The sequence below is a fragment of the Kitasatospora sp. RG8 genome (genome assembly GCF_017813315.1).
Lineage (GTDB): Bacteria > Actinomycetota > Actinomycetes > Streptomycetales > Streptomycetaceae > Kitasatospora.
The window spans coordinates 492,345-512,600 of the sequence record NZ_JAGIYX010000002.1 but is presented as its reverse complement, the minus strand read 5'-3'; the positions used below and the strand labels follow the sequence as shown (position 1 = coordinate 512,600).

Annotated in this window: 17 protein-coding genes and 2 pseudogenes; 10 read left to right on the top strand and 9 right to left on the bottom strand. The window is 73.8% G+C overall.

Annotated elements, in window-relative coordinates; all coding sequences use genetic code 11:
* Positions 1-21: 21 nt before the first annotated feature.
* The 5 genes and pseudogenes from J5Y04_RS43895 to J5Y04_RS05085 all read left to right on the top strand — a co-directional run.
* A pseudogene (locus J5Y04_RS43895) lies at positions 22-210 on the top strand (helix-turn-helix transcriptional regulator); the annotation flags it as partial.
* A 414-nt stretch (positions 211-624) separates the two neighbouring features.
* Positions 625-2,892, top strand: coding sequence for an XRE family transcriptional regulator (locus J5Y04_RS05100; RefSeq protein WP_374105949.1), 2,268 nt, complete (start codon positions 625-627; stop codon positions 2,890-2,892).
* 445 nt (positions 2,893-3,337) lie between these two features.
* The gene (locus tag J5Y04_RS05095; RefSeq protein WP_209410546.1) at positions 3,338-3,784 is read left to right on the top strand and encodes an NUDIX domain-containing protein; all 447 of its coding nucleotides are present in this window, start codon (positions 3,338-3,340) and stop codon (positions 3,782-3,784) included.
* Between the two features lie 310 nt (positions 3,785-4,094).
* Entirely contained in the window at positions 4,095-5,018 is a 924-nt protein-coding gene (locus J5Y04_RS41375) for an NUDIX domain-containing protein (RefSeq protein WP_245204241.1), read from the top strand.
* Positions 5,019-5,219: 201 nt separating this feature from the next.
* Positions 5,220-6,707, top strand: a complete 1,488-nt coding sequence (locus J5Y04_RS05085; RefSeq protein WP_209410545.1) for a condensation domain-containing protein — start codon at positions 5,220-5,222, stop codon at positions 6,705-6,707.
* Positions 6,708-6,823: 116 nt separating this feature from the next.
* Here J5Y04_RS05085 and J5Y04_RS05080 read toward each other — a convergent pair whose 3' ends face one another.
* From J5Y04_RS05080 to J5Y04_RS05055, 7 genes and pseudogenes are all read right to left on the bottom strand, one after another.
* The gene (locus J5Y04_RS05080; RefSeq protein ID WP_209410544.1) at positions 6,824-8,350 is read right to left on the bottom strand and encodes a M1 family metallopeptidase; all 1,527 of its coding nucleotides are present in this window, start codon (positions 8,348-8,350) and stop codon (positions 6,824-6,826) included.
* A 307-nt stretch (positions 8,351-8,657) separates the two neighbouring features.
* On the bottom strand, positions 8,658-9,530 hold the full coding sequence (locus tag J5Y04_RS05075) for a sulfurtransferase (protein WP_209410543.1): 873 nt from the start codon (positions 9,528-9,530) through the stop codon (positions 8,658-8,660).
* 196 nt (positions 9,531-9,726) lie between these two features.
* Positions 9,727-10,806, bottom strand: coding sequence for a methyltransferase domain-containing protein (locus tag J5Y04_RS05070; RefSeq protein WP_209410542.1), 1,080 nt, complete (start codon positions 10,804-10,806; stop codon positions 9,727-9,729).
* A gap of 101 nt (positions 10,807-10,907) precedes the next feature.
* Positions 10,908-11,291 (bottom strand): annotated as a pseudogene (locus tag J5Y04_RS41370) (family 20 glycosylhydrolase); the annotation flags it as partial.
* Between the two features lie 15 nt (positions 11,292-11,306).
* Positions 11,307-12,575 (bottom strand): beta-N-acetylhexosaminidase, encoded by a 1,269-nt coding sequence (locus J5Y04_RS05065; protein WP_245204237.1) that lies wholly within the window; start codon positions 12,573-12,575, stop codon positions 11,307-11,309.
* A gap of 80 nt (positions 12,576-12,655) precedes the next feature.
* Complete coding sequence (locus J5Y04_RS05060; RefSeq protein WP_209410541.1) at positions 12,656-12,982, bottom strand: hypothetical protein; 327 nt, start codon at positions 12,980-12,982, stop codon at positions 12,656-12,658.
* Between the two features lie 160 nt (positions 12,983-13,142).
* On the bottom strand, positions 13,143-14,066 hold the full coding sequence (locus J5Y04_RS05055) for a polysaccharide deacetylase family protein (protein ID WP_209410540.1): 924 nt from the start codon (positions 14,064-14,066) through the stop codon (positions 13,143-13,145).
* 214 nt (positions 14,067-14,280) lie between these two features.
* On the opposite strand from J5Y04_RS05055, the gene J5Y04_RS05050 reads away from it, so the two are divergent.
* Positions 14,281-15,135: an SAM-dependent methyltransferase gene (locus J5Y04_RS05050; protein ID WP_209410539.1), complete on the top strand. Its 855-nt coding sequence runs from the start codon at positions 14,281-14,283 to the stop codon at positions 15,133-15,135.
* Between the two features lie 71 nt (positions 15,136-15,206).
* On the opposite strand, the gene J5Y04_RS05045 is transcribed toward J5Y04_RS05050, so the two are convergent.
* On the bottom strand, positions 15,207-16,076 hold the full coding sequence (locus J5Y04_RS05045) for an Fpg/Nei family DNA glycosylase (protein WP_209410538.1): 870 nt from the start codon (positions 16,074-16,076) through the stop codon (positions 15,207-15,209).
* A gap of 184 nt (positions 16,077-16,260) precedes the next feature.
* Here J5Y04_RS05045 and J5Y04_RS05040 point away from each other — a divergent pair, with 184 nt between their 5' ends.
* The 4 genes from J5Y04_RS05040 (at position 16,261) to J5Y04_RS05025 (ending at position 19,089) form a co-directional block, all read left to right on the top strand.
* Positions 16,261-16,734: an SRPBCC family protein gene (locus tag J5Y04_RS05040; protein WP_209410537.1), complete on the top strand. Its 474-nt coding sequence runs from the start codon at positions 16,261-16,263 to the stop codon at positions 16,732-16,734.
* Positions 16,735-16,821: 87 nt separating this feature from the next.
* Positions 16,822-17,481: a hypothetical protein gene (locus J5Y04_RS05035; protein ID WP_209410536.1), complete on the top strand. Its 660-nt coding sequence runs from the start codon at positions 16,822-16,824 to the stop codon at positions 17,479-17,481.
* A 109-nt stretch (positions 17,482-17,590) separates the two neighbouring features.
* Positions 17,591-18,478, top strand: coding sequence for a thioredoxin domain-containing protein (locus J5Y04_RS05030; protein WP_209410535.1), 888 nt, complete (start codon positions 17,591-17,593; stop codon positions 18,476-18,478).
* Positions 18,475-19,089: a vitamin K epoxide reductase family protein gene (locus J5Y04_RS05025; protein WP_209410534.1), complete on the top strand. Its 615-nt coding sequence runs from the start codon at positions 18,475-18,477 to the stop codon at positions 19,087-19,089. The genes J5Y04_RS05030 and J5Y04_RS05025 overlap by 4 nt, the downstream gene beginning before the upstream one ends.
* A gap of 79 nt (positions 19,090-19,168) precedes the next feature.
* Here the strand turns inward: J5Y04_RS05025 and J5Y04_RS05020 are convergent, their stop codons facing one another.
* Positions 19,169-20,170: an adenosine deaminase gene (locus tag J5Y04_RS05020; RefSeq protein WP_209410533.1), complete on the bottom strand. Its 1,002-nt coding sequence runs from the start codon at positions 20,168-20,170 to the stop codon at positions 19,169-19,171.
* Positions 20,171-20,256: the final 86 nt, after the last annotated feature.

Sequence of the window (20,256 nt, the reverse complement as noted above, 5' to 3'; positions counted from 1 at the left end):
TGGGGGAAAGAGGGAGCCGGCATGGCGGATCAACTCGGCACACTGTTGCGCCGGCTGCGCAAACAGTCGGGGCTGACCCAGGAACAGGTGGCGGAGCGGTCGGGGGTGAGTGTCCGCACGATCCGCAGACTGGAGACCGGGAAGTCCACCGATCACCGTGTGGGAACGGTCAATCTGCTCGCGGACGCGCTGGGAGCCGGGCCGGAGGACCGCCTGCGCCTGGCCGCCACCCTTGCGAAGGCATCACCGGAGGAGGCCCCAGGAAAGGCCTCTGAATTCCTCTCCGATTCCGCGCCTCCTGCTGTCCCCGATTCCCTCCCGCCCGCAGGTTCCCATTCCCTGCCCACACCGCCAGTGACACCGACTGCGGCACAGACTGAGGCACCGACTGAGGCACCGGTCGCCGGTCCGGCTGCGGCATCGGTCGCCGGGCCCGCGGCGTTACCGGCCGCGGCACCGGCCCCGGTGCGGCCGCCGTCGCCCCGGGTTCCGGCGCCTCGGGTTCCGGCGCCCCGGTTTCCGGACGCTCTGGCCGGGGCGACCGCCGAGCTCGCGAAGGAGGTCAGGCGCCGCTGGCAGATCGAGGAGGAGCAGCGCCGGGTCCACGATCCCTTTCCGCTGCCGGTGCGATGGCGGCAGGCGCCCTCGGGCCTGACGGACCACTGGGAGAACATCCAGCGCCTCCCGCCCGGCTCCGCGGCGGACCGGGTGGACATGAGCGGTGACCTCCGCGACGTGGCCGAGGTCTACCGGCGGATCCCGTCCGGCCGGCTCGTGGTCCTCGGCCGGGGCGGGTCGGGGAAGTCCATCCTGACGATCAGGTTCCTCCTGGACCTCCTGGCCGCCCCGGCCGCTGACGACCGGGTACCGGTGATCTTCAGCCTCGGGTCGTGGGACCCGACGGCCACCGCTTTGCGCGACTGGCTGATCGACCTGCTGCTGCGCGACCACCCCCACCTGGTCCAGCGCGTGTCCAGCGGGTCGACGCTCGCCGCCGCACTGGTCGACGCGGACCTGGTGCTGCCGGTCCTCGACGGCTTCGACGAGATCGCGGAAGGCCTGCGGCCCGACGCGCTGGAGGCGCTCAACGCCACCTCGATGCCGCTCGTGCTGACCAGCCGCCGTGAGGAGTTCGCCGAGGCGGTCCACGCAGCGGGGACCCCGCTCGTCTGGGCCGCCGGCGTCGAACTCGCCGATCTCACTCCCGGCGACCTCGCCGACTACCTGCCCCGCACCTCCCGCCCCGTCAACGCCCGGGGAGACGCCCCCGCCTACGCCCAGGGAGACGCCCCTGGAGACGCCCGCGGAGGCACCCGGGAGGCCACCCGCGGAACCGCCGGGGGGACCGGTGCCGGGACCGGCCGAACCGGGGACCGGAACACCTGGGACGCCGTCCTGGAAGCGCTGCGCGCTCAGGACACCCCGGCCGGCCGGAACCTCGCCGAGGTCCTGAGCACTCCGCTGATGGTCATCCTGGCGCGGACGATCTACAGCGAGAACCCCGCCGCCGATCCGGCGGAACTCCTGGACACCACCCGCTTCCCCACCGGGCACGCCCTCGAAGAGCATCTGCTGGCGGGCTTCGTGCCCACGGTCTACCGCCGCCTCGCCCCCGCGCGGGCCGTCGGCGGCTCCCCGCGCCGCGGCGGCCACGGCTCCGACCCCGGCTCCGAACGGGTCCGGCACTGGCTGGGCTACCTCGCCCACCACCTGGCCCGGTTCGACGACCTCGACCAGCAGGACCTCGCCTGGTGGAGGATCGGCGACTCCCTGCGGGCGTCGACCCGTCTCCTCACCGTCATGCTGGTCTGTGCCCTGTCCATCACCCTGTCCGAGTGGTCGGTCGGCCTGATCGTCCACCAACTCGGCGCCGGCGGCGCCGCGGCGGACCTCGACGAGATCCTCCTGGAGGGCGCCCTGATGGGGCCGATCGCGGGCCTGGCCTTCGGGTCGGTCTACTGGCTCATCGCGAGGTTCGGCACCACGGCCTTCGCGCCGACCCAGGTCCGGCTGCGGCTGCCCGGCAACCACACCCGCATCGGCCGCGGGCCGGTGCACACCTTCGCCTCCCGGTTCGGGACGGTCCTGCTGGGCGGCTTCGTGATGGGCGTCGGCTGCGCGTGCGCCGTCACGCTGGAGCGCGTCCTGTACGACAGGGTCCCGCTCGCCGACAGCGCGGTGATCCAGGGCACCCTGATCAACATGCTGGCCTTCGGGCTGATCTTCGGCTCGGCCGCCGGTCTGGTCTTCGGGCTGATGGCGGCGCTCGAAGCACCCCTGGACATCGCCTCCGCCGCCACCCCCGTCGGCCTGCTCTCCGCCAACCGCACGACGGTGGGCCGGCAGGTCCTCGTGCTCGTACCGACGCTCACCCTGGCGATCGCGCTCGGCGGCCGCCTGATCGTCGACCTGCTCCAGGTCTTCCTCGGACCGATGAAGTGGCCGCTGCCGGACGGCCTCTTCATCGGAGTGGTGGGCGGGCTCGGCGGCACGTTCTCCTACGCCCTCGGGTTCACCGCCTGGGGGCAGTGGGTGATCTTCTCCCGCATCTGGCTGCCGATGACCGGCAACCTCCCGTGGGACACCGTCGCCTTCCTCGACGACGCCTACCGGCGGGGAGTGCTGCGCCAGACCGGTGCGGTCTACCAGTTCCGCCACAGCCGGCTCCAGCACCACCTCGGCGACTCCTACCGTCTGCGGTACGCCGGCTACGCGGCCGCCACCTTCGCCGCAACCGCATCCGCATCCGCACCTGCTCCCGCGCCTGCGCCCACACCTGCGCCTGCGCCTGCGCCCACAGCCTCATCCGCGGGCGCCGCCACAGCCGTGCCGCCCCCGGGCGGAGACGCCCGGGCCACCGGCCCGGAGGGCGGACCGACCGAAACCCGCTGAGCCCCCTGATCAACCGGACGAGTGATTCCGGCGGTGAATCCGTCGACGCACCGGCCCCGCCCGGCCCGCCGCCGGTGGACGGGCCGCCCCGGCCGAACGGCTCGCCATCGAACGGGCGCTCGCCGCCTGCCCGCTGGGCTCCGAGCTCCTCGCCGGCGCCGTCCACGGCCGGCCGGAGGGCGCCGCTCCCCGGTTTCGGGCTGCTCGAAAACACCCCGTTCGACCCGGGCACGCCCGGACCGAAAACACTTGAACACCACAATCGAACAGCATCATCATCAGCCTCCTCCCGGTCCGCGGGCCCCGCCAACTGCACCTCCGCCACGCCCACTTAATCCCGCCGCCCACACCAGGCCGCTCGGACCAGGCACCCACACCAGGCCGCTCGCACCAGGCCGCCCGCCCGCCGTTCGAACGCCGCCACCGCCCGCCCGGAGGCCCATCCATGGCACACCCGCCCACTCTCGTCGTCGGCGTCCACCTCGTCCTCCTGGACGCTGGCCGGGTGCTGCTCGGCCGCCGCAGGAACACCTCGTTCGCCGACGGCCTCTGGCATCTCCCCGCGGGCCACATGGAGCCCGGCGAGAGCGTGACCGCCGCCATGGCACGCGAGGCCGCCGAGGAGCTCGACATCACCGTTGCCGAGGACCACCTCGGCCTCGTCCACACGCTGCACCACTTCGACGCCGAGGACGGCCGGGACCGTCTCCAGCTCTTCTTCCGCCCGGCCCGCTTCGACGGCCACGTCGTCAACAGGGAGCCGGACAAGTGCGAGCAGCTCTTCTGGTGGCCCCTGGACCGCCTGCCGGAGGACACTGTCCCCTACACCGCCCACACGCTCGCCGAGATCGGCCGGGGCAACACCCTGTCCGTCCTCGGTTGGGCCGCCTGACCCCCCGAAGTCCCCACCCTGCCGACGCTCCCCTGCCTCCCCCACCTCCTACCCCGCCCGCACCTCTCACACCTCCCTGACCGCCCGCACCTCCCTGGCCACCCACGCCACCCCGACCTCCTACCTGTCCAGCGGGACACGCGCCCAGCGGGCCGCGCGTCCCGCAGACCAGCCTTCCCGCAAGCCACCCGTCCGGCGGACGCGGCCGCCCGACCCACGGGTGGCGCACCGACGCCAACCCCCGCTCCCTGACCGAGGGGTGACCGGGTCCACCGGTCCGCCACCCCAAAAACCGCCGGAGGAAGACAGCTTGGACACCACCGGACCCACCACGGGCGCCCTCGTCGCCGACCGCATCGGCCGGATCCTGCTCCTGCGCCGCTCCGACGGCTGCTGGGAACTGCCCACCGTCGCCCAACTGCCCGGTGAGGAGCCGGCGGACGCAGCGACCCGCGCGCTGTACGAGACCTGCGGCCGGCCAGGCACCGCCGACCGGACCGTGGGCGAACTCGACGGCGGCGACGGTCTCGCGCGACAGCTCGTGGTCCGGGTGGCACCGGACGACCCGGGCGACCTCGACCGGCTCGTCCTCACCCGTCACGCCACCCACGGCTGGTTCTTCGCCGACAGCCTGCCCGGTGTCACCCCGGCCGCCGTCGCCTTCCTCCGCGCCCACGCCCCGGCCCGCCCGTACCTTCCGCGCGAGCACTGGCTCGCCACCACCTCGCGGTCGTGGACGTGCACCGCCGCCCTCCTCACGGCCCCGGACGGGCGGCTGCTGATGGTCAGGGGGGACGACGTCGACCGGTGGGGCTTCCCCGGCGGGGTCCTGGACAACCACGAGCACTCGCGCACGGGCGCGGAACGCGAGCTGCGCGAGGAGACCGGGCTCGACCTGCCCGCCGGGCCGCTGCTCGCCGTGTTCTGGCAGCATCCGGCTCCCGGGCTGGACCACCCGCTCGTCCAGTTCGTCCACGACTTCGGCACCCTCGACCCCGACAGCGTCCAACTCTCCTGCGCGGACGGCGAGATCACCCACTGGGCCTGGATCGCCCCGGACGAGCTGGACGCGGCCGCGGGCCCCTCCCGCGGCGAGCGCGCCCGGCTCGCCCTCCGGGCCCGCGGCACCGGCCGCACCGTCACGGACACCTGTCCTGGCGACTTCGGCGGAGCCGCCCTGGCGCCCGCCCCGGCCATCGGACCCGGGAGGGGGCGGACACAGGGCCTCGCCTAGCGGACCGGGAACACCCCGCCCACCACCGCCCAACGACCTTGGCCGACCGCCGCGTTCGGAGGCTCGACGGGGCCTGGGCGGTGCGCCACACTCTTGCCCTGGCAGCACACGCGTTCCCACCGCACCTCCCGCCCCGCCCGGAAGCGCGACGCATCACGCGGCACGCACCGGGCCCAGAGCCACACATCGGAGAGCCACACGGTGACCACGAGTCAGCAGCTGGAGATCACCTTCTCGTCCGGCCGGTCCGGGACCGGCCCGGCCACCTGGGGCCAGCAGGCCATCTGGGACGCCGTCGGCCGGCTGTCACCCGCCGACGCGCCTCGGTACAACATCACGACGGCGGCTCCGCTGGACCCGGGTCTGCCGGTGCCCGTCGTCCTCGACGCGCTCACCGGCCTGCTCCACCTGCACGACTCCCTCCACACCAGGCTCCACCCCGACGGCGAGGGCCGGCTGCGGCAGACCGTCGACCCGGACGGCCGGCTGCCCGTGCACACCCGCCACGGCGACGGCGACTCCGCCGAACTCGCGCGCACCGGCGCGGCGTTCCACGACGAGCTGGCCGCCCTTCCGTTCGACTGCACCACACAGTGGCCGGTCCGGGTGGGCCTGGTCGTGGCGGGCGACCTGGTCCGGCACATCTCCCTCGTCCTGTCGCACACCGCGCTGGACGGCGCCGGGATGGGCCGGCTGGTGACGGACCTCACCGAGCTCTCCCTGGGCGCCTCCGCCGCAGCGATCCGCGCCCGTCGGCCGGCCCAACAGCCGCTGGAGGAAGCCGCGTTCCAGCAGTCCGAGCGCGGCCGGCGGCGTGACGCCAACGCCCGGGCGCACGTCCTGCGCAAGCTCCGCTCGGGGCCGCCGCGGCTCTTCCCCGCCGCCCGGCACGACGAGCCGCAGCCGTTCCCGAACGCCGTCCTCAGCTCCCCGGCACTGCTGCGGGCGGTCGAGCTGGTCGCGGCCGGACACCGGGCGAGCACCTCCTCGGTGCTGCTCGCGGCAACGGCGGTGATGACGGCGCGACTCGCCGGCTCGTCCGACGCGGTGCTCCAGGTCATCGTCAACAACCGCTTCCTGCCCGGGCTGACGGCCGCGGTGAGCGTGGTGGCGGGCGACGGCCTGCTCCACCTGCCGGATGCGGACGGCGAGTTCGCCGCCGTCGTCCGCCGGACCCATGCCGCGTCGATCGCCACCTACCGGCACGCGTACTACGACAAGCGCCTCCTGGACGAGGAGATCGCCCGGCTGACCGCCGAGCACGGCCCGCTGGCCGACCGCTCGTGCATCTTCAACGACACCCGCGACCTGGTCCCGCCGTCACCCGGCGAGCCCGCCACCCCGTCCCCCGGTGATGCCGCGGGCACCGCCTCCGGCGACCCCCTGGACCCGGCCCGCACCACCCTCAGCTGGCCCAAGGAGTTCGAGCCGCGCCCCGGCCTCACCTACGCCCTGGACGCCCTCCAGGCCCCGGACGCGCTCCAGCTCGCGATGACCGCCGACGGCTCGGTGCTCCCCCGCCCCCGGATGGAACGTTTCCTCTACGGCATCGAGGAGCTGGTCGTCACCGAGGCCCGGGCCCTGGCCACCAGCACGGCCGCACCGGCCGCCACCACGACACCCGACACGCCCACGACCACGCCCACGACCACCACCCCCACCGCAGCGCAGGCCACGCCCGGCTCCTGAACGCGACACCGGCGTCACGTTCCACCGCTCCGGCGCGACCTCCACCCTCTCCCGGCCTGACCCGGCCGCCCGCACACGCGGGCGGCCGGGGCTCGGCGAGCGGCCGGGGGCGGTCCTCAGTGGGTGTGCTCGTGCAGCGAGTTGGTCTCCTGGATCTTCTTCCAGGACTTCGGCTCCTGTGGCGCGCCCTTGCCGCCCGGCGCGAGGCTCGCCGCACCCGCAGGCGCCGCCGCCGGGACACCCGCCGAGGACACCGCCGGCTTCGAGGCCGTGAACAGCCAGGTGTCGAAGAGCTGCGCGAGCGGCTTCCCGGAGATCCGCTCGGCGTACGCCTGGAACTGCTGGATGGTCGCGTTGCCGTACTTGCGCTCGGCCGGCCACCCCTTCAGGATCTGGAAGAACTTCTCGTCCCCGACGGTGTTGCGCAGCGCCTGGATGGCCACCGCACCGCGGTCGTAGACGGCGCCGGAGAACTGGTGGTCCGCCCCCGGGTCGCCGGGCTTGACGGACCAGAAGGCGTTGTCGGCCGGGTAGGAGGAGTAGACGTAGTCGGCGAGCTCCTGCGCCGTGCCCTCGTTCTCGTGCTCGGACCAGAGCCACTGCGAGTAGCGGGCGAAGCCCTCGTTGAGCCAGATGTCGCTCCACCGCTGGACGGAGACGCTGTCGCCGTACCACTGGTGGGCGAGCTCGTGGACGACGACGGACGTGTTGGAGCCGCGGGAGAACTGCGCGGGGCTGTAGAAGATCTGGGTCTGGGTCTCCAGGGCGTACCCGGTGGGCACGTTGGGCACGTAGCCGCCGATCGAGCCGAACGGGTACTCGCCGAAGTAGCCGCTCAGCCAGTCGACCAGTTCGCCGGTGCGCTCGACGCTGGCGCGTGCCGCGCCGTCGTTGTCCCCGAGGTCCTTGCTGTAGGCGGTGACGACCGGCAGCCCACCCGGGGTGGTGTCGGTCCGGATGTCGAACCTGCCGATCGCGAGGGTGGCCAGATAGGTCGCCTGCGGCTTGGTCTGGCGCCAGTTGTAGCGGGTCCAGCCGGCCCGGGAGCTCTGGCCGGTGAGGAGGCCGTTGCTGATCGCCTGGGTGCCGTCGGGCACGAGGACGGAGACGTCGTAGGTGGCCTTGTCGGTGGGGTGGTCGTTGCTGGGGAACCACCAGGCGGAGCCCTCGGGCTCGTTGGCCGCGACGCCGCCGTCGGGGGTGCGCAGCCAGGCGGAGTAGCCGCCCCGCTCCACCTTGCCGGGCTTGTCGGCGTAGCGGACGACGACCGTCACCGGGGCGCCCTTCACCAGCGGCCGGGCGGGGGTGATCTCCAGCTCCGACTCGCCGGTGCTCGCGAACTTCGCCGTCCGGCCGTTGACCAGCACCTCCTTGACGCCGAGCACGAAGTCCAGGTTGAACCGCGAGAGGTCCTGGGTGGCGGTGGCCAGGATGGTGGCGGTGCCTTCCAGTTCGTCGGTGGCGGGCTGGTACTTGAGCCGGATGTCGTAGTGCGAGACGTCGTATCCGCCGTTGCCGGCGTTGGGGTAGTACGGGTCTCCGATGCCGGCCGCGCCGGGGCCGATCTGGGCCGCCGAGGCGGGGACGGTCAGGAGCAGGGCGAGCGCGCCTGCGGCGGCAGAGACGATCAGCCTCTTGCGCACGGTGGTCCTCCAGGATCACTGGGACGGATGGGTCGCATCGATCCTTGTCCCGGTGAGCCGTGCCCCACTCCTATCGGATGAAATGTTCATGAGAAGAAACAGGCCGAAATGGGGCCGCCGCACCCACGTCACGCCGTGTGCGCACGTCAGCCCCGCCCCGGACCCCGCTCGGCCGGCCCCGCTCCGGACCCCACGCAGCCGGCCCCGCCCCGGCACCCCGCGCAGCCGGCCCACCCCGCCCCCACTCCCCCACAGCACCCCGGTGGCCCGGCTCGCCGGCTCGCCGGCTCGCCCGACAGCCGTCTCCTCAGGCTCCCAGTGCCACCGGCGCCCGCACCAGGGAGCCGTACTCCGTCCACGACCCGTCGTAGTTCTTCACGTGCGGGTACCCGAGCAGCTCGGTCAGCGCGAACCAGGTGTGCGCCGAGCGCTCGCCGATCCGGCAGTAAGCGATCACCTCGCGCTCGGCCTCCACGCCCTGCCCGCCGTAGAGCGCCCGCAGCTCCTCCGCCGAGCGGAAGGTGCCGTCGTCGTTGGCCGCCTGGGACCAGGGAATGTTCACCGCGCCGGGGATGTGGCCGGGCACCTGCGCCTGCTCCTGCGGAAGGTGCGCCGGCGCCAGCGCCTCGCCCCGGTACTCGGCCGGCGAGCGCACGTCGACCAGCACGGCGTCGGACCCGGGTTTGGCGAAGACCTCCGCCTTGGCCAGCACCTCGTCGCGCAGCGCCCGTACCTCGGGGTGCTCGGGTCCGGCCAGCCGGTAGCCGCTGTGCTGGTAGTCCATCACCTCCTGGGTGAGCCCGCGCTCCTCCAGCTCCCACTTCTTCCGCCCGCCGTCGAGCAGCTTCACCGGCCCGTAGCCGCGCAGGCGCAGCAGCCAGTAGGCGTAGGCGGCGAACCAGTTGTTGTTGCCGCCGTACAGCACCACGGTGGTGTCCTCCTCCACCCCGGCCGCGCGCAGCAGGTGCTCCACGCCGTCGCGGTCGGTGTAGTCACGGCCCACCCGGCTGTGCAGGTCGGTGGTCCAGTTCCATCCGACCGCGCCGGGAATGTGGCCCTCCTCGTACGCGGTGGTGTCCTCGTCCACCTCGACGACGCGGATCGTGCCGTCGTCCAGGTGCTGGGCCAGCCAGTCGGTGGGGACCAGCGCCTCGGGGTGTGCGTAGCCGTTGCCGGTCATCGCCGCCCTCCTTCACTCGGACCTCTTCGAACCTACGTCCGACCGTCCGCTCCGGCCACCCGCACGGCCCAACCCGGGCCACCCGCCCCGGCCCGCCACCCCACAGGCGCACCCCCCGGCAGCCCACAGGCGTCCTCCCGGCGAACCCCCGGCAGCGCACCCCCGGCAGCCCGCCGCCGGGGCCCGCACCGCCCGGCTACGCCGCGGCGCCGTCCGGCCGCGCGATGTAGTAGATGTTCAGGATGTCCCCCTCCACCTGCGCGGTCCGCACCGAGCCGAACCCGGCCTCGGCCAGCATCCGCCGGGCCGTCTGCTCGCCCCAGACCGTCCCCAGCCCCGCGCCGCCCTCGCCGAGCGAGACCGTCATGCAGTAGAAGGTCGAGAAGGTGTAGAGCGCCGGCGCGAGCGGGTGCCCGACGTTCTCCTCCAGCCGGCTGCTGGCCGCGATGTCGCCCATCAGGAAGACGCCGTCGGGCCGCAGCACCCGGGCGACGGCGGCCAGCGTCTCGGCCGGGCGGGCCAGGTCGTGGACGACGTCGAAGGCGGTGACCAGGTCGTAGGAGCCGGTCAGCCCGGCCGAGTCGGCGACCTCGAAGTCCGCGTTGGACAGGCCGAGCGCGGTGGCCTCGGCCCGGGCGGCGGCGACGCCGTTCTCCGCGATGTCGACACCGGTGAACCGGCTCGCCGGGTAGGCCCCCGCCAGCACGTTGACGGCGTGACCCTGCCCGGTGCCGATGTCGAGCGCGTCGATCCCGGCGCCCAGCCGCTCCGGCAGCCCGGGGACGAGCGGCACGATCCCCTCGACCAGCGCCAGGTCGTAGACCCGGCCGGACTCCTCGGCCTGCAGCTCCTGGAACCGCGGGTACGCCGAGTACGGCATCCCGCCGCCGTTGCGGAAGCAGCCGATGAGCCGCTGCTCGACGTCGCCCATCAGCGCGAGGTACTGCATCATGCCGGCCAGGTTCTCGGGCCCGGCCACCCTGGTGAGCGAGGCCGCGTGCTCCGGCGGCAGCAGATAGGTGCCGCGCCCGGGGTCGTACTCGACGATCCCGCCGACGACCATCGCGCCGAGCCACTCGCGGACGTAGCGTTCCTCCAGGCCGGCGGCGCGCGCGATCTCCTCGCTGCTCGACGGGGCGAGACCGGCCATGGCGTCGAACAGCCCGGTCTGGTGGCCGATGCTGGCCATGAATCCCAGACAGGAGTCGTTCAGCACCTGCACGATCCGGCCCGCGAACTCCTCCTGCTTCACCGGGTCCGGTTCCCGTACGGACATCGTTCCTCCTCCGCCTCCGGGACCAACGCGAACCCCCTCATCACGCTACGCCGCCGCTCCCCGCCGCCCCAGCCGACCGGAGGTGCCGGCCGGCCGGGCCGCTACCTCCCCGCCGGCCAGGGCACCTCCGGCCGCCGCTCGTACCCGTAACCGGCCGCCTCCCAGCGCGCCCCCTCCTCGGCGAGCCGCTGCCGGAACCGCCCCCAGTCATGGCTCGACCACGGCGACCAGCCGAGTTCTGCCAGGGCCGGCAGCCGGGGCAGCAGCATCACGTCCAGCTGGGCCGGGGTGTCCAGGGTCTCCGTCCACAGCGGCGCCTCGACTCCGAGCACGGCGCCGGCCGGCAGCCTGACCAGGGTGTCCGGGTCCCAGGAGTAGGCGGACCAGACGTCGACCGTCCCGGCCCAGGCCAGCCCGAGCGGGTAGGAGGAGTCGTACTTCATGTCGAGGTAGCTCCGGCCCGCCGGGGACATGATCACCTTCGCCCCGCGCCCGGCGGCCTACCGCAGCTCCGCGTCGCGCCCGCCGCCGCCGTCCCAGTACTGGAGCAGTCCGATGCCGCCCGGCGCGGTCTGGTTCCAGCCGACCGGCGTCTTCCCCGCCGCCGACACCTGGGCTGCCACCCTGCGCACGAACTCCCGGTACGCCTCCGGGGCGACCTTCTTCACCTCGTCGCCGCCGATGTGCAGGTACGGCCCGGGGGTGAGCCGGGCGATCTCGGCGACCACGTCCCGGGTGAAGGCGAAGACGGCGTCGCCGGTGGGGCAGAGCGTGGAGAAGCCGACCTCGATGCCGGTGTACGGCCACGGCTTCGCGCTCCCGGTGCAGTCCAGCTCCGGGTAGGCGGCGAGGACCGCGTTGCTGTGCCCGGGCAGGTCGATCTCGGGGACGACGGTGAGGTAGCGCTCCTGCGCGTACCGGACGATCTCCTGGTAGTCGGCCGCGGTGTAGAAGCCGCCGGGCGTGCCGCCGACCTCGCTGCCCGCGGCGGCCCGGGTGAGCGCGGGCCGGGCGGGGATCTCGATCCGCCAGCCCTGGTCGTCGCTCAGGTGCAGGTGGAGGAAGTTGACCTTGTACAGGGCCAGCCGGTCGATGTACCCCCTGACCTCGGCCGGGGTGAAGAAGTGCCGCGCGACGTCGAGCATGGCGCCCCGGTAGGCGTAGCGCGGGCGGTCGTCGATGTCGACGGCGGCGACGGTCCACTCCGTCCCGGCGGCCGCCGGCGTCCGGCTCTCGATCTGCGGTGGCAGCAGCTGACGCAGTGTCTGGGTGCCCCGGTAGAGCCCGGCCGGGGTGCGGGCCGTGATCCGGACGGCGGTCGCGTCCGAGGTCAGCCGGTAGCCCTCCGGTCCGGTCTGCCCGGGCAGGGCCGGGTCGAGGTCGAGCCGGATGCCGTCGGGGCCGTCGTCGTCCGCGACCGGCAGCGGCAGCCCGGTCGGCCGGCGCAGCTCGTCGGCCAGCTGCCCGGCGATCCGCCGGACCTCGGCGGCCTGCTCCCCGTCACCTCCGGCCGCCCGGACGACGGTCCGCCCGGTGAGCCGGTAGGCCGGGCCGGACCCGGTGGTGGCGGAGTACGGCGCCGGGACGATCCGGTCGCCGGTGCGCGGCCCGGCGGGAAGGGGTGCGGCGGGATCGGGTACGGCCGTGGTGGCGTCGCCGGGCCCGAGCGCACGGTGGGCGCCGAAGCCGGCCGCGGCGAGCACCAGCGCGGAGAGGAGGATCAGCAGTCCACGGGCCCGGGCGGACAGCCCGGCGATTCGTCTCGGCAAGGCCGCTCCCGGTGTCGATGTCCCGGAATGGTCTCAACCAATCGCCGAACTGTCCCGCGCTTCGCCGGAATTCGTCCGCCTCAGGAGAAGACGACGGACCGCAGCTTCAGCCGGTCCCCGAGCTTCTTGCCCGGGTTCATCACGTAGAAGGTGTCGCCGTTGCAGTCGAAGTCGAGGAAGACCGTGGCGGTCGACGTGGTGAAGTTCTCGGGCGCGAACGCCGGATGCTCCTCGGTCGCCCCGAAGAGGTTGACGCACTCGCCGCTCGCCGGGTCGGCGATGCCGGCCGGGACGCCGGGGCCGATCTTGTAGAGGAAGTCACCGGCTGCCGCGTTCGCGGAGGTGGGAACGGCGAGGACGAGGGCGAGAGCGCTGGTGGCGGCGATCACGGCGTTGCGGAGACGCATGGGGCTGGGGCCTTTCAGGGCGGTACGCGCGGGTACCGGGGAAATTGATGCGCTATCACCCTAGAGGCCCCAAAATCGCAGAAACGGTTCTGCCAATCCACCCTTTCGGGTGGTTTAGCCCGCAAAACCGCTACCTGCCGAGCGTGCGCACCGCCCGCCGTCACCCCGGCGGCGCGGTGAAGTAGTAGCCCGCGTCGATCAGCACCGGCAGGTACGCCTTCAACGCGGCGACCGTCTGCGAACGGTCGCCGCCGCCGTCGTGGTTGAGCACGATCGCCCCCGGCCGCACGTCCTTGAGGATGCGGTCGGTGATCACCGAGGTGCCGGGCCGGGCCCAGTCCCGCGGATCCACCGACCAGGCCATGTTCCGCATCCCGAGGTCCGCGGCCACCGTGAGCGACGCCGTGGACCAGTCCCCGCCCGGCGCGCGGAACCAGGTCGGCAGCTTCCCGGTGGTCCGGTTGAGCAGGTCCGAGGTGCGCGTCAGCTCGTCGCGCACCTGGGTCTCCGAGAGCCTGCGCAGGTCGGGGTGGGTCCAGGTGTGGTTGGCGATGTGGTGACCCCGGGCGGCGATCTCCTTGACCAGACCGGCGTGGTCGACGGCGTTCTCGCCGATCAGGAAGAAGGTGGCGCGGATGCCGTACTGCTCCAGCAGGGCCAGCACGGTCGGGGTGTACCGCGGATCCGGACCGTCGTCGATGGTGAGCGCCACCACGCGCCGCTCTGCGTCCAGCTCGTACACCGGTCTGCTCTCGGCCGCCGTGAGCTTGCGCGGCGCGGCCACCGGCGAGCCGGAGGCGACGCCCGCCGCCGCGCCGGGCGCCGCCGGGGGTGCCGAGGAAGGCCCGGCCGAAGGGGCGGCGGAAGGAACGCCGGAGGCCGAGGGCGGCGCGGAGCCCGACGCGGAGGCGGGCGGCGCCACGGCGCCCGGCGTCCCGGACGCCCCGCCGGCCGCCTCGGCACCCGATCCGCCACCGCCCTCGTCAGCCCCCTGGGAGCCCCGGCAACCGGCGACGCCGAGCAGCGACATCCCGGCTGCAACCAGCAGCAATCTACGCGAAGTAATCTGACGATCAGACAGCATGATCGATGCATCCCCCGCGAGCCCGCGCGCCTCCCACCAGCAACCCCGACGGCCCCCAGCACCACCCCGACGGCCCAAGCGGACCGTCCGCGTCCGGGGCGGACGGCCCAAGCGGACCGTCCGCCCCGGACGGCACACCCACGCCCCCGTGCGGACCGCTGGACCGCTACGCTGACCTCCCCAGTGTGATGATCTGTCTTCAGAGGACGTGGCCATGACGACAAGTCAGGACTTCTCCGACCAGCCCGAGAGTGACGAGGTCGAGCCGAGCCAGTGGGAGCGCTTCGGCGTCGACACCAGTGCCCCGCACTCCGCCCGCGTGTACGACTACTGGCTGGGCGGGAAGACCAACTTCCCGCCGGACCGCGCCATGGGCCAGGCCATCGAGGAGGCGGTGCCGAGCGTCAAGGCGATGGCCAAGGAGAACCGGGCGTTCCAGGGCCGCGCCGTCCGCTTCCTGGCCGAGCAGCAGGGCATCCGCCAGTTCCTCGACCTCGGCACCGGCATCCCCACCTCGCCCAACACCCACGAGATCGCCGAGGCGGTCAGCCCGGGCACCCGCGTGGTCTACGTCGACAACGACCCGATCGTGCTGGCCCACGCGCGGGCACTGATGGTCTCCACCCCGGCCAGCCGGACCACCTACATCCACGCCGACCTGGGCAAGCCCGCCGAGCTGCTGAGCGACCCGTCACTCACCTCCACGCTGGACCTCGACCGGCCGGTCGGCCTGCTGATGATCGCCGTGCTGATGCTGGTCGCCGACGAGGACGACCCGTGGGCCAAGGTCGCCGCGCTGCGCGACGCCCTGCCCTCCGGCAGCTGCCTCGCCCTCACCCACCCGACCCAGGACTTCGACCCGGAGAGCGTCGCCAAGGTCGCCGAGGCCGCCCGGGCCGGCGGGATGACGCTGGTCCCGCGCACCCGCGACGAGGTGGCCCGGTTCTTCGACGGCTGGGAGCTGATCGAGCCCGGCGTCGCCCCCGTCATGGCCTGGCGCCCCGACGGCGAGCCGCCGGCCGACCCGCACGCCGCGTACTACTGGGGCGGCGTCGCCATCAAGCGGTAACGGGCACCGCCCTGGCGCGTCTCCCCCGGCACGTCTCCCCGGCGCGTCTCCCGGGGGCACGCGCCCCGCGGCTACTTCAGCAGCCGCGACATCCGGCGGTCCGCGAGCGGCTTGCCGCCGGTCTGGCAGGTGGGGCAGTACTGGAGCGAGGAGTCGGCGAACGACACCTCGCGCACGGTGTCCCCGCAGACCGGGCACGGCAGCCCGGCGCGGCCGTGGACCCGCAGGCCGAGCTTCTTCTCCGCCTTCAGCTCCCCCGCCGCAAGTCCGCGCGAGCGCTCCACCGCGTCCCGCAGGGTGGTGCCGAGCGCTTGGTAGAGCCGGGCCGTCTCGTCCTCGGTCAGGCTCGACGCCAGCTTGTAGGGGGACATCCGGGCGGCGTGCAGCACCTCGTCCGAGTAGGCGTTGCCGACGCCGGCCAGCACGGCCTGGTCCCGCAGCACGCCCTTCAGCCGGCGCCGCTCCCCGTGCAGCAGGGCGGCGAACGCGTCCAGGGTGAACGACGGGTCCAGCGGGTCCGGGCCGAGCCGGGCGACGCCGGGGACCTCGGCCGGGTCCTGCACCACGTACACCGCCAGGCCCTTCTTCGTGCCCGCCTCGGTCAGGTCGAAGCCGTCCCCGGCCTCGCCCTCCAGGCGCACCCGCAGGGCGAGCGGGTTCCGGCCCCCGGGGCGCGGGGGCTCGGCGGGCAGGCTCTCCTTCCAGCGCAGCCAGCCGGCCCGGGCCAGGTGGACGACGAGGTGGAGGCCGCCGGCCTCGATGTCGAGGAACTTGCCGTGCCGGGTGACCGGGCCGACCGTCCGGCCCTCCAGCGCCGTCACCGGCGGGTCGTAGGTCTTGAGCGCGCTGATCGCCACCGGCTGCACGCGGGCGATCACCCGCCCGGTCAGCCGCTCGGACAGGAAGGCGCTGAGGGCCTCGACCTCGGGCAGCTCCGGCATGCGCCCAGTCTCGCGCAGCCCGCCGCGCTTTGCCTGTCCGCCACCGGCGGGCGCACGCTGGAGGTGCCCGGCGCACGCGTGCCCGGCGCGAAGGCGCCCCGTGCGCAGGTGCGCGGCCCCCGCCGGAACGACCGGGTCCCAGCAACCGGGTCCGGATGACCGGGCCCAGGAGGTCCGACCCGCTATGAGCACGCTCGAAGAACAGATCGACATCGACGCCCCGGTACTGGCGGCCTGGGAACAGCTCCACCGGGTCCACGACTACCCGCGCTTCGTCGCCGGCGTGCGCAGCGCCCATCCGCGGGGCCGGAACCTCGCGCACCTCGGGGTGGAGATCGCCGGCACCGAGCGCGGCGTCGAGACCGAGATCACCGACCACGGCCGCGGCAGGGTGATGGCCTGGCGGACGCTGGACGGCCTGGACCTGCACGGCGCCTTCGCCCTGCTCCCGCTCGACCGGGAGCACACCCGGGTGCAGATCCGCGTCGAGTACGACCCGGAGGCGGTGCACGAGGTGTTCGGAGGGCCGCGCGGCTTCGCCCTGGCCGGGGCGGTCGAGCGCGCGGTCCGGGCCGATCTGGAGCTCTTCCGGAAGCTGGTCGAGGCCCGGGTCGCGGCCGCCCAGGGCCCGCCCGCCGAACCCGTAAAGGACGCATAAGCCCAGCTCAGAGGCGGTGGTGAGGCTCCCCACAACGGACCTTCGGCCCGGTCGTCCGCCGTTCGACCTGTGGCAGACTCGATTCCCATGAACAACGGCCCGGGCTTCAGGACGCTCCGCGCGGCGGTCTTCGCCGCGCTGGTCGTGCTGCTCGCCGGGCTCGGCCAGGTGCTGGTCACCGGCCGTCCGCTGCCGCTCGGCACGCTGGCCCTGGCCGGTGGCGCCGTCTTCGCGGTGGCCTTCGCCCTCGCGGGCTCCGAACGCGGCTACCCGGCGATCGCGGCGGTCTTCGTGCCGCTGGAACTGGGGCTGAGCGCCCTGTTCGACCTCGCCCAGACGACCTGTCCCACGCTGCCGCCCGGCTCCGCCCGCGGCTTCGAGCCGCTGCTCTGCGGTGGCGGCTCGCTCGGCGGGTTCCTCCTGGGCCACGGAGTGGCCGAGTCCACCGGCATGCTGCTGCTCCTCGCGCTGCACGCCGCGATCGCGCTGGCCGCGGCCTTCTGGCTGCGCCGCGCCGACTCCGCGCTGACCGGCCTCGCCCGCTCGGTGCACACCCTCGGCGAGTTCACCCGTCGGTTCCTCCCGACGGCCGGCCGCCGGCTGCTGCTGCTCACCGCGCCCGTCCCGGCCCGCCCGCCGGCCCGGGCGCCCTTCCCGCGCGCCAGCCGGGTCCGCGTCCCGGCCGAGCCCGTCCTGCTCGGCCCGGCGGTCCGCCGCGGGCCGCCGGTGGCTGCTCCGGCCTGCTGAGGAACCGTCCCGTTCGGTTTCTCCGCCGGTCGCCCCGCCGCGCGCCTTCGCGCCTGCCCTGCTCCCCGACGCGGAGCACCGGACCGAGAGCACAGGACGACACCCCGCCATGAGCAAGAAGCCCCAGACCCGCCGCACCACCTCCGAGGACGCCGTCTCCGGGAACCCCGCCGCCGGGAGCCCCACCGTCGGGAGCCCCACCGCCTCCGGGCAGCAGAGCCGCAACGCCGCCCGCCGCGCCGCCACCGAGCGGATGCGCGAGGAGCGCGAACGCGCCGAGCGGTCGGCGAAGATCCGCCGCCGGACGATCGTCGGCGCGGCCTCCGCGGCCGTGCTCGCCCTCGCCGCCGGCACGGCCCTCGCCGTCGGCGGCTCCTCCGGCTCCGGGGACACGGCCGCCAACGGCCCGCTGGTCACCCCCGCCAACGCGGGCGGCGCCGACGGCACCGTGATCACCTACGGCAAGGCCGACGCCCCGCACACCCTGGAGATCTACGAGGACTTCCGCTGCCCGTACTGCGAGCAGCTGGAGACCACCAACGGCAAGACCATCCAGCAGCTCGCCGACGCCGGCACCTACAAGATCGAGTACCACCTGGCGACCTTCCTGGACCAGGGCCTCGGCGGCAAGGGCTCGCGCACCGCGCTGGCCGCCGCCGGCGCGGCGCTGAACGAGGGCGTGGACAAGTTCAAGCAGTTCCACGACGTGCTGTACGCCAACCAGCCGGACGAGCGCAACGACGGGTTCGCCGACGTCAACCACCTGCTCGACCTGGCCGGGCAGGTCCCCGGCCTGAAGACGGACGCCTTCGTCAAGGCCGTCCAGGACGGCACCTACGCGCCGTGGGCCAACCAGGTGAACAAGGCCTTCGACAAGAGCGGCGTCACCGGCACCCCGACCGTGCGGCTGGACGGCCGGAAGCTGGACGTGTTCACCAACGGCGCGGCCGTCACGCCGGAGAAGTTCACCGCCATGGTCGAGCAGGTGACCGGGTGACCTCCCACGCGCCCGCGCGCACCTACGGCGCCGGCCGGCCGTTCGCCCTCCTGCTGCTGATCGGCGGCGCGGTCGGGCTGTTCGCCTCGGCCGTCCTCACCCTGGACAAGATCCGGCTGCTCAAGGACCCGTCGTACGTCCCGAACTGCAACATCAACCCGATCATCAGCTGCGGCTCGATCATGCGCAGCGACCAGGCCGAGGCCTTCGGCTTCCCCAACTCGCTGCTGGGCCTGGTCGGCTTCGGCGTCGTCGTCACCATCGGCGCCGGGCTCCTGGCCGGGGCGGCGTACCGGCGCTGGTTCTGGCTCGGCCTCCAGGCCGGGACGGTCTTCGGCATCGGCTTCGTGACCTGGCTGATGTACCAGGCGCTGTACCGGATCGGCGCGCTCTGCCCGTACTGCATGGTGGTGTGGGCGGCGATGATCCCGCTGTTCTGGTACACCACGCTGCACAACTTGCGCTCCGGCGTGATCCCGGTGGGGCGCCGGCTGCGCCCGGCCGTCCGGGAGGCCGCGCGCTACCACTGGGTGGTGCCGGCGCTCTGGTACGCAGTGATCGTCCTACTGATCCTCAACCGGTTCTGGTACTACTGGAGCACTCTGGTCTGAGCTCCCCGCCGCCCCCGGGCCCGCACCGGCCCGGGGGCGGCGCCGACCCCGGCGAGGCAGCCGGGCGCACGGGCGCCGGTCAGGCGGCGCCGGGCTCGAACTCGTAGGCGGCCACCTCGGCCAGCAGGGCCGCCCGGCGCTCCTCGTCCAGGAAGGACGCCCGGAAGGAGTTGGCGGCGAGCAGGCGCAGCTCCTCGCGGTCGAGCTTCAGGGCCTCCTCCACCGCGCGGAGGTTGTCGTCGGCGTAGCCGCCGAAGTAGGCCGGGTCGTCGGAGTTGACGGTGACCAGGAGGCCCGCGGCGAGCATGGCGGGGAGGGGGTGGTCGGCGAGGGTGTCGATGCAGCGGAGGCGGACGTTGGAGAGCGGGCAGAGGGTGAGCGGGACCTGCTCGCGGACCAGGCGGTCGACCAGGTCCGGGTCCTCCAGGCAGCGCAGTCCGTGGTCGATCCGCTCGACGCCGAGGACGTCGAGCGCCTCGGTGATGTAGCCGGCGGGGCCCTCCTCGCCGGCGTGGGCGACGCGGTGCAGGCCGGCGTCGGCCGCGAGCCGGTAGACCTCGCGGAACTTGGCCGGCGGGTGGCCGACCTCGGCCGAGTCGAGTCCGACGCCGGTGATGCGGGTGCCGAACCACGGCCGGGCGGCCTCGAAGGTCTCCAGCGCGGAGTCGGCGGACTCGTCGCGCAGGAAGCACATGATCAGCCGGGTGGAGACGCCGTACCGCTCCTCGCTGCGGTCCAGCGCGCGGCCGAGGCCCTCCACCACGACGCCGAGCGGCACGCCGCGGGCGGTGTGCGCCTGCGGGTCGAAGAAGATCTCGGCGTGCCGCACGCCCTGCTCCGCGGCCCGGGCCAGGTAGGCGTCGGCGAGGTCGGCGAAGTCCTGCTCGGTGCGCAGCACGGCCATCAGCGCGTAGTAAAGGTCCAGGAAGGACTGCAGGTCGCTGAAGGAGTACGCGCGGCGCAGCTCCTCGGTGTCGGCGTACGGGAGGGTGACGCCGTTGCGCGCGGCGAGCGCGAAGGCGAGGTCGGGCTCCAGGGTGCCTTCGATGTGCAGGTGGAGTTCGGCCTTGGGGAGCGGCATGGGCGATCGTTCCGAGCTGTGGGAGGGAGAACCGACGGTGGACGAAGTAGTCATCGTACGATCCGCCCGGCGTCGGCCGGCCCGGA